The organism is Geobacillus sp. WSUCF-018B (assembly GCF_002809985.1).
Taxonomy (GTDB): domain Bacteria; phylum Bacillota; class Bacilli; order Bacillales; family Anoxybacillaceae; genus Geobacillus; species Geobacillus thermophilus.
Window position 1 is genome coordinate 21,392 of sequence record NZ_PIJF01000044.1, and the last position, 7,326, is coordinate 28,717.

At 53.4% G+C, this 7,326-nt stretch carries 6 protein-coding genes, 1 pseudogene and 1 riboswitch; of the genes and pseudogenes, 4 read left to right on the top strand and 3 right to left on the bottom strand.

From position 1 onward, the window contains the following. The first annotated feature begins 82 nt into the window (after positions 1-82). Positions 83-1,585 carry a carboxypeptidase M32 gene (locus CV944_RS12730; protein ID WP_100659921.1) on the top strand — a complete coding sequence of 501 codons (1,503 nt, stop codon included), beginning with the start codon at positions 83-85 and terminating at the stop codon, positions 1,583-1,585. Positions 1,586-1,625: 40 nt separating this feature from the next. On the opposite strand, the gene CV944_RS12735 is transcribed toward CV944_RS12730, so the two are convergent. The 3 genes from CV944_RS12735 to CV944_RS12745 are packed head-to-tail and all read right to left on the bottom strand — an operon-like array spanning position 1,626 to position 3,897. Beyond that, a complete protein-coding gene (locus CV944_RS12735; protein ID WP_100659922.1) occupies positions 1,626-3,275 on the bottom strand; it encodes a b(o/a)3-type cytochrome-c oxidase subunit 1 in 1,650 nt (549 codons plus the stop codon). A gap of 1 nt (position 3,276) precedes the next feature. After that, the gene (locus CV944_RS12740; RefSeq protein WP_033009231.1) at positions 3,277-3,747 is read right to left on the bottom strand and encodes a cytochrome c oxidase subunit II; all 471 of its coding nucleotides are present in this window, start codon (positions 3,745-3,747) and stop codon (positions 3,277-3,279) included. Positions 3,748-3,768: 21 nt separating this feature from the next. After that, entirely contained in the window at positions 3,769-3,897 is a 129-nt protein-coding gene (locus CV944_RS12745) for a cytochrome c oxidase subunit 2A (protein ID WP_369806437.1), read from the bottom strand. Positions 3,898-4,607: 710 nt separating this feature from the next. Then, a riboswitch (purine riboswitch) is annotated at positions 4,608-4,709 on the top strand. A 118-nt stretch (positions 4,710-4,827) separates the two neighbouring features. Between CV944_RS12745 and CV944_RS12750 the strand changes: the two genes are divergently transcribed. The 3 genes and pseudogenes from CV944_RS12750 to CV944_RS12760 form a co-directional block, all read left to right on the top strand. Then, positions 4,828-5,415, top strand: coding sequence for a xanthine phosphoribosyltransferase (locus tag CV944_RS12750; RefSeq protein ID WP_100659924.1), 588 nt, complete (start codon positions 4,828-4,830; stop codon positions 5,413-5,415). Continuing rightward, the gene (locus CV944_RS12755; RefSeq protein WP_100659925.1) at positions 5,412-6,719 is read left to right on the top strand and encodes a nucleobase:cation symporter-2 family protein; all 1,308 of its coding nucleotides are present in this window, start codon (positions 5,412-5,414) and stop codon (positions 6,717-6,719) included. Before CV944_RS12750 ends, CV944_RS12755 begins: the two co-directional genes overlap by 4 nt. Positions 6,720-6,876: 157 nt before the next feature. Continuing rightward, positions 6,877-7,326 (top strand): annotated as a pseudogene (locus CV944_RS12760) (hypothetical protein); the annotation flags it as partial.

The following is a 7,326-nucleotide window of genomic DNA, read 5'->3' on the forward strand; positions in this document are numbered from 1 at the left end:
TCCCGATGCGTCAGCAGGAAAATGTCCCCTTGTTATGGAAATGATGATACGGCCAGCAAAAACAGTGGGAGGATGGGGCTCGATGAAGCGAATGGAAGAACAATTTTTGGAATACGTCAAAAAAATGATGGGATACCATGAGGCGATCGGCCTCATGTATTGGGATTTGCGGACCGGGGCTCCGAAGAAAGGAGTCGGACAGCGCTCGGAAGTGATCGGCATGCTGTCGGCGGAAGCGTTCCAAATGTCGATATCCGAAGAGATGGCGGCGTTTATCGCCAAACTGTCAGCCAAAGGGGTGTATGAACAGCTTGGTGAAGTGACGCAGCGCACGCTCGATGAGTGCAAAAAAGAATATGAGCGCAATAAAAAAATTCCCGTTACCGAATACAAGGAGTATGTAGTGCTTCGCTCCAAAGCGGAAAGCGTCTGGGAAGAGGCGAAAGCAACCGCTGATTTTTCCCGTTTTCGCCCGTACTTGGAGCGAATCATCGAGTTTCAGCGCCGTTTTATCGAGTACTGGGGATATGAAGGGCATCCGTACAACACGCTGCTTGATCAATATGAGCCGGGCATGACGGTCGAGCTGCTCGATCAGCTGTTCGGCCGGCTGCGTGAACGCATCGTTCCGCTTGTACAAGCCGTTGCCGCCGCCCCAAATAAGCCGGATACGTCGTTTTTGTTTGCTGCGTTTCCGAAAGAACGGCAACGGGCGTTTCTTTTGGAGCTGCTTCCGGAACTCGGCTATGACTTTGGCAAAGGGCGGCTTGATGAGACGGTTCATCCGTTTGCGATCGGGTTGAACCCAAACGATGTGCGCATTACGACGCGCTACGACGAACGCGATTTTCGCACCGCCATCTTCGGGACGATTCATGAGTGCGGCCATGCCCTGTATGAACAACATATTTCCGAAACGCTTGTCGGCACGCCGCTTTGCGGTGGGGCATCGATGGGCATTCACGAGTCGCAGTCACTGTTTTTCGAAAATATGGTCGGCCGCCACTATTCATTTTGGAAGCGGCATTATTCACGTCTTTCGCAATACGCGCCATCGCAGTTTGCCGGCGTTTCGCTGGATGCGTTTTACCGGGCGATCAATGAGGCGAAGCCGTCGCTGATCCGGATTGAAGCCGATGAACTGACGTATCCGCTTCACATTATCATCCGCTACGAAATCGAAAAGCAGCTGTTTGCTGGCGATATCGAAGCGGCGGACTTGCCGGACGTATGGAATGAGAAATATGAGCAATATCTTGGCATCCGCCCGTACAACGATGCGGTCGGCGTGTTGCAGGACGTCCATTGGTCGGGCGGCAGCTTCGGCTATTTTCCGTCGTATGCGCTCGGCTATATGTACGCGGCGCAATTCAAACAGGCGCTCGAAAAAGAACTCGACATGGCGGCGTTGCTTGAAGAAGGGAACATCGCGCCGATTCGTGAATGGCTGACCGAGCGCATTCATCGATTCGGAAAAACGAAAAAGCCGCTCGACCTTGTGCGCGATGCGACGGGCGAACCGCTGAAAGCCGATTACCTCATTCAATATTTGGAAGAAAAATATAAGGCGATTTACTGCTTATAAACGAATCCCCCCTCTTTAGCAGCGAAGAGGGGGGATGGCTTTACCATAGTTTGTATCCTTTCGACCCCGGCGGGGCGTTTTGGATAATGTCGATCAGCGGCACCGTATACGCGATCAAAATAAGCGCAACGACAAGGCCGATCCAAAGTTTCCAGTTTTCAAGCGCCAGTGCGGCCCGTTCCTGCGGGGCGGCCGCTTCGGCGACCGGAAATTCGGTTTCGCCTTTCGGGGCGAAAAATGCCAAGTTGATGACGATGACGAGAATGAGAATGATGCCGATGAATAAGATCGTTCCACCGACAGCTTGTGCGATTTGATACGGAATCCATTCGAGCGCCTGCGGCGAATTGCCGTACGTCGAGAACGCTGAACGTCTTGGCGCTCCAAGCAAGCCGGCAAAATGCATCGAGCCGGACATAAACGTCATCCCAACGGCCCAAACGATCGTTTGAATGATGGCGAGGCGGTTCATCGCTTTCGTCATCACCCGGCCGGTCAAATGCGGGATGAGCCAATACGATGCGCCAAAAAACGTTAACACAACCGTCGTGGCAACGGTCAAATGGAAGTGGCCGGTCACCCAAATCGTGTTATGAACGACTTGGTTGAGTTGATGCGAGGCGTTAATAATCCCGCCGGTGCCGGCCGGAATGAAAAACAGCATCCCGACAAACGGCGCGAAAAAGCGGGCGTCGCCCCACGGCAATTTCCGCCACCAGCCGAACAGGCCGGTTGCCCCCTGCGAGCGGCCGTACGATTCAAACGTCGCAAACATGGCAAACGCGGTCATGAGCGACGGAATGATGACCATAAACGTCAAGACGACTTGCACGTACTTCCAAAACGGCGAAATCCCTGGCTCTAGCAATTGATGGTGAAAGCCGACTGGAATCGAAAACAGTAAAAACAAGATAAACGCCAGCCGCGCGAGCGAATCGGAGAAGATTTTGCCGCCGATCACTTTCGGAATGACAGCGTACCAAACCATATACGCCGGCAATAGCCAGAAGTAGACGAGCGGATGCCCGAAATACCAAAACAGCGTCCGGCTCAAGAGCACGTTCACCCGATCCGTGAGCCCAAGCGACCACGGAATAAGCTGAAAGACGACGGTGGCGGCTACGCCAAGCGTGCAGATGAGCCATAATACCATATTCGTGACAGACATAAACGCCAACAGCGGGCTCGCCTGGCCGCGGTGCGCCTTCCGCCAGCGTGCATAATGGGCAAACATTCCAAAACCGCTCACCCAGCTGCCGACGACGACGAGCGCCAAGCCGATGTAAAAGCCAGCGTGCGCCTGAAGCGGCGCGTAAAACGTATATAAGACAGATGCTTGGCCGGTTAGGATGAAAAAGGCTGTGCAGGCCGTCCCTGCCGTCATCATCCAAAAACCGATCCAGCCGAGCCGGCACGAACCGTCCGAGAGCGATCCGGTCGTGCGGCTGACCGCGGCGAACTGAAAGCCGATAATGAAAAACGTCGTCAGCACAAGCCCAAGCAAGACGCCGTGCGTCGTCAAAATCGTGTAATAGCTGATCCCAGCCGGCAGCTCAAACTTGCCGGAACGGACGAGTGTTTGCAACAGGCCGGCGAAGCCGCCTAATGCGAGAGCAACAAAAGCGACAGCTAAATGCGCCAGCGCCAGTTTGGCGTCGCGGCGATCGACTTTTTCCAACGATTGTACCATGTTACTCCACCACCTTAATGCGCGCCGTCATCATATGGTGGCCGGCGCCGCAATATTCATTGCAGAGAATCGTATATTCGCCGGGCTCATCAAACGTCGTCGTCAAACTGTTGACGTAGCCAGGTTCGACCATCATGTTGATGTTTGTTCCTGGAATTTGAAATCCATGGATCACATCCTTCGAGGTGACGTTAATCGTCACTTTCGCTCCTTTTGGAATTTCGATGGTATTTGGCGTAAAGGAAAACGCCGCGACAACAATGTTTAGTTCGTACTCGTTATTTCCTTTTTTGACAAGCCCAGGCTGATTGAATGGCGGGGTCGTGTCCACTTTCTCTGGATCGATCGTCGTCAGGCAGCTTGGCGGCTGCTGTCCGGCAGCGAAAGCGCTCACGCCGACGACGGTTAAAAAGACAACGAGACAGCCGATGCCGAACGTCAGCCAAATTTTTTCGTATTTATGAATGTGCATATCCAGTCCCTCCCTTGCCGCTTACAGGCGGTGTAAAAATAACAAGTAGACGCTGACCCAGGCGAAAATGATGAAAAAGCCGAGCAAAAACACAGACGCCAGCGTGCCGCCGAGCGCCGGCTCTTTTTCCTTTTTTGTTTGCCGGGCCATTGCCGTCGGTTTTGTCCGCTCTGGTTTGGCCATCCTTTCATCCCTCCTCGTGCGTTTTGGATTCATCCCCCATAACGTTGACAGGCAGGTGCGCCAAGCGCGAGTTTCCCTGCTTTGACACTATCATAACCGTACAAAACGGCCGCAACAGTGACTTTTCTCACAAAAACAACACAAGAAGTTTGAACAAATGGTGACGATTGTGAAAAATGTATGAAAAAGATGGGGGAAAAAGGAGTTGCAACGAATGATTGCTCTTCGGTCGGGTGCAACTATATAGACTCCCATGACAAAAAGATTTCGTCACCATCGAAGGGATGAAAATGCCGCTATGTCGAACTCTGAAACCTTGCACATTTTGAAGTTCGGGTGAAGTTGAACAGATCCTTGACGGAAAAGCGGTTTGTCCATTTTCGACTGACGGAGGACCGAACAACCCTTTGCTTCACAGACCCATCGATGGGCCTGGAAGCGGCGTTGTTCGGTCGCCCGACAGTCGGGTCAAATCTTCGGAAAGGATGCAAATGGTAAAGCTTCAAATTGCGTCTATATAGAAACGGTTTTGTTCTTAACTGGGTGAAAAATCAAACCGGCGGATTCGTATCAGCAAAGGAATAAAAACGAATAATCCATATTTTTTATACTTTAACGTTCGTCTTTTTAGCAAAAACCGCTTCTCATCCGCTGCCTTCCATGGTATACTGCTAGTAACTGAATCACGCTGACTCACTCATATAATCGCAAGAATACGGCTTGCGAGTCTCTACCAGCCGACCGTAAATCGGCTGACTATGAGTGGCAATGTCGGAAGGGAGTCGGCCATGGCCGCTTTGCGCCTTCTGTTTGCTTTTGGCTTAAAAGACATTGCCTGACTCATGGAATGAGTGAGGCCGGTGTTTTTTAAGCTTTTTTATTTTGGAGGGGATTGGCATGCGCGAATTGCTCGAAAAAATTGCCGCTGAAGGAGAGGTGCTGGCCGGCAGGGTGCTGAAAGTCGACCGCTTCTTAAACCATCAAGTCGACCCGCATTTGATGAAGCGGATTGGGGAGGAGTTCGCCGCCAAGTTTCACTGTGAGCGGCCGACGAAAGTGCTGACGCTTGAGTCATCGGGCATCAGCCCGGCACTTATGGCTGCCTATGAACTTGGCGTTCCTCTTGTCGTTGCCCGCAAGCGGCGGCCAGTGACGATGGCCGACGATGTATACCGCGCGGAAGTATATTCGTTTACGAAGCAGGAGACGAACGAGATCGTTGTTTCCCGTTCGTTGCTTAACAGCGGTGACCGGGTGCTCATTATCGATGACTTTTTAGCCAACGGCCAGGCAGCGCTTGGAATGACGGAGATTGTCCAACAAGCCGGCGCGGTTGTCGCCGGCATCGGCATCGTCATTGAAAAGGCGTTTCAAGACGGCGGGCGATTGCTTCGTGCGCGCGGCTTCCGCGTCGTATCGCTCGCCTGCATCGCGTCGCTTGATGGTGGTGTCATTCAATTTGCTGACGAGGTGATGAGTCAATGAAGATGAAATGGTGGCAAGTTGGATCACTCGGCATCCAACACGTATTGGCGATGTACGCCGGGGCGATCGTCGTTCCGCTTATCGTCGGCGGGGCGTTGCATTTGACGAGCGAACAGCTGACGTATTTAGTGGCCATTGACTTATTGACGTGCGGCATTGCGACGTTTTTGCAAGCGTGGAAAAACAAGTGGTTTGGCATCGGCTTGCCGGTTATGCTTGGCTGCACATTTACGGCGGTCGGGCCGATGATCGCTATTGGCGGACAGTACGGGATGCCGGCAGTGTATGGGGCGATCCTCTGCGCCGGAGCGGTTGTGGTGCTCATCAGTCCGTATTTCGGCAAGTTGCGGATGTTGTTTCCGCCAGTTGTCACCGGCTCGGTCGTGACCATTATTGGCTTGACGCTCATCCCGGCGGCGGTGAACAACATGGCCGGCGGGCAAGGGGCAAAAGACTTCGGCGATCCGGCCAACTTGGCGCTGTCATTTGGCGTCCTGGCGCTGATTATCTTGCTGTATCGTTGTTTTACAGGATTCATCCGCTCGATCTCTGTTTTGCTTGGCATGGCAGCCGGAACGTTTGCCGCGGCCATGATGGGAAAAGTGGACTGGACGCCGGTTGCGGAAGCGTCATGGCTTCACTGGCCGACGTTGTTTTACTTTGGCGCCCCGACGTTTCATGGGTCTGCTGTTTTCACCATGGTGCTCGTCGCGATCGTCAGCCTTGTCGAATCGACCGGCGTTTACTTTGCTTTGTCGGACATTTGCCGCCGCCGGCTGACCGATGACGATTTGGCGGGCGGCTACCGCGCTGAAGGATTGGCCATCATCATCGGCGGGCTGTTGAACGCATTTCCGTATACGACGTATTCGCAAAACGTCGGACTTGTTCAGCTATCGGGCGTGAAAACGCGCAATGTCATTTACGCTGCCGCGGCGTTTCTTGTCCTGCTTGGATTTGTGCCGAAAATCGCCGCCGTGGCGACAATCATCCCAGCGCCGGTTTTAGGCGGGGCCATGCTCGCTATGTTTGGCACGGTCATCGCCTACGGCGTGAAAATGTTAAGCCAAGTCGATTTGGCTATGCAAGAAAACTTGCTGATCATTGCTTGCTCGGTCGGCATAGGGCTTGGGGTGACGGCGGTGCCGAACTTGTTTGCTGAGCTTCCGGCGGGCCTGCGCATTTTGACGGACAGCGGCATCGTCGCCGGCAGCATGACCGCCATCATCTTAAACGCCGTCTTCCATTTCGGCAAGGCGAGAAAATCGGCTGCACTGCCGTTGCAGGAACAAAAAATTTCATAATGGTGTTGATCGCTTTTATAGCCATCTTCGTTTTCTGGCCGCTGCTCGGGAAATGGGGGTGGCTTTTTTATTGGCGTGTCGATTGGCAGAGAAAATGATAGAAACTGGTGGAGGGATGATGGTATAATGGAAAGCGAATAGGAAAGGGGGTGAAACAATGGATGAATGGGTGGAGCGCCTTTTCGATGAGCTGCGGCAAATACGGAATCAGATGGCGACCAAACAGGATGTTGTGCGGGTGAATGATCGCATCGATCGGCTTGAACAAACGGTGAGCGCGACGAAAGAGGATGTTGCGCGGTTAAATGGACGCGTCGGGCAACTCGAAGAGACCGTGGCAGCGACGAGAGAAGACGTTGTCCGGATGAATGATCGCATCGGGCGGCTTGAGCAGACCGTGGCAGCGACGAGAGAAGACGTCGCAGCGCTGGATGAGCGCATCGGGACTATCGAGCGGACGATGGCAACGAAAGAGGATGTCGCARCGCTGGATGAGCGCATCGGGACYATCGAGCGGACGATGGCAACGAAAGAGGATGTCGCAACGCTGGATGAGCGCATCGGGACCATCGAGCGGACGATGGCAACGAAAGAGGATGTCGCAACG

Excerpts from the sequence above, each read along its gene's own strand:
- CV944_RS12730 (WP_100659921.1), top strand. The coding sequence starts at position 83 with ATGAAGCGAATGGAAGAACAATTTTTGGAATACGTCAAAAAAATGATG.
- CV944_RS12735 (WP_100659922.1), bottom strand. The coding sequence starts at position 3,275 with ATGGTACAATCGTTGGAAAAAGTCGATCGCCGCGACGCCAAACTGGCG.
- CV944_RS12740 (WP_033009231.1), bottom strand. The coding sequence starts at position 3,747 with ATGCACATTCATAAATACGAAAAAATTTGGCTGACGTTCGGCATCGGC.
- CV944_RS12745 (WP_369806437.1), bottom strand. The coding sequence starts at position 3,897 with ATGGCCCGGCAAACAAAAAAGGAAAAAGAGCCGGCGCTCGGCGGCACG.
- CV944_RS12750 (WP_100659924.1), top strand. The coding sequence starts at position 4,828 with ATGCGCGAATTGCTCGAAAAAATTGCCGCTGAAGGAGAGGTGCTGGCC.
- CV944_RS12755 (WP_100659925.1), top strand. The coding sequence starts at position 5,412 with ATGAAGATGAAATGGTGGCAAGTTGGATCACTCGGCATCCAACACGTA.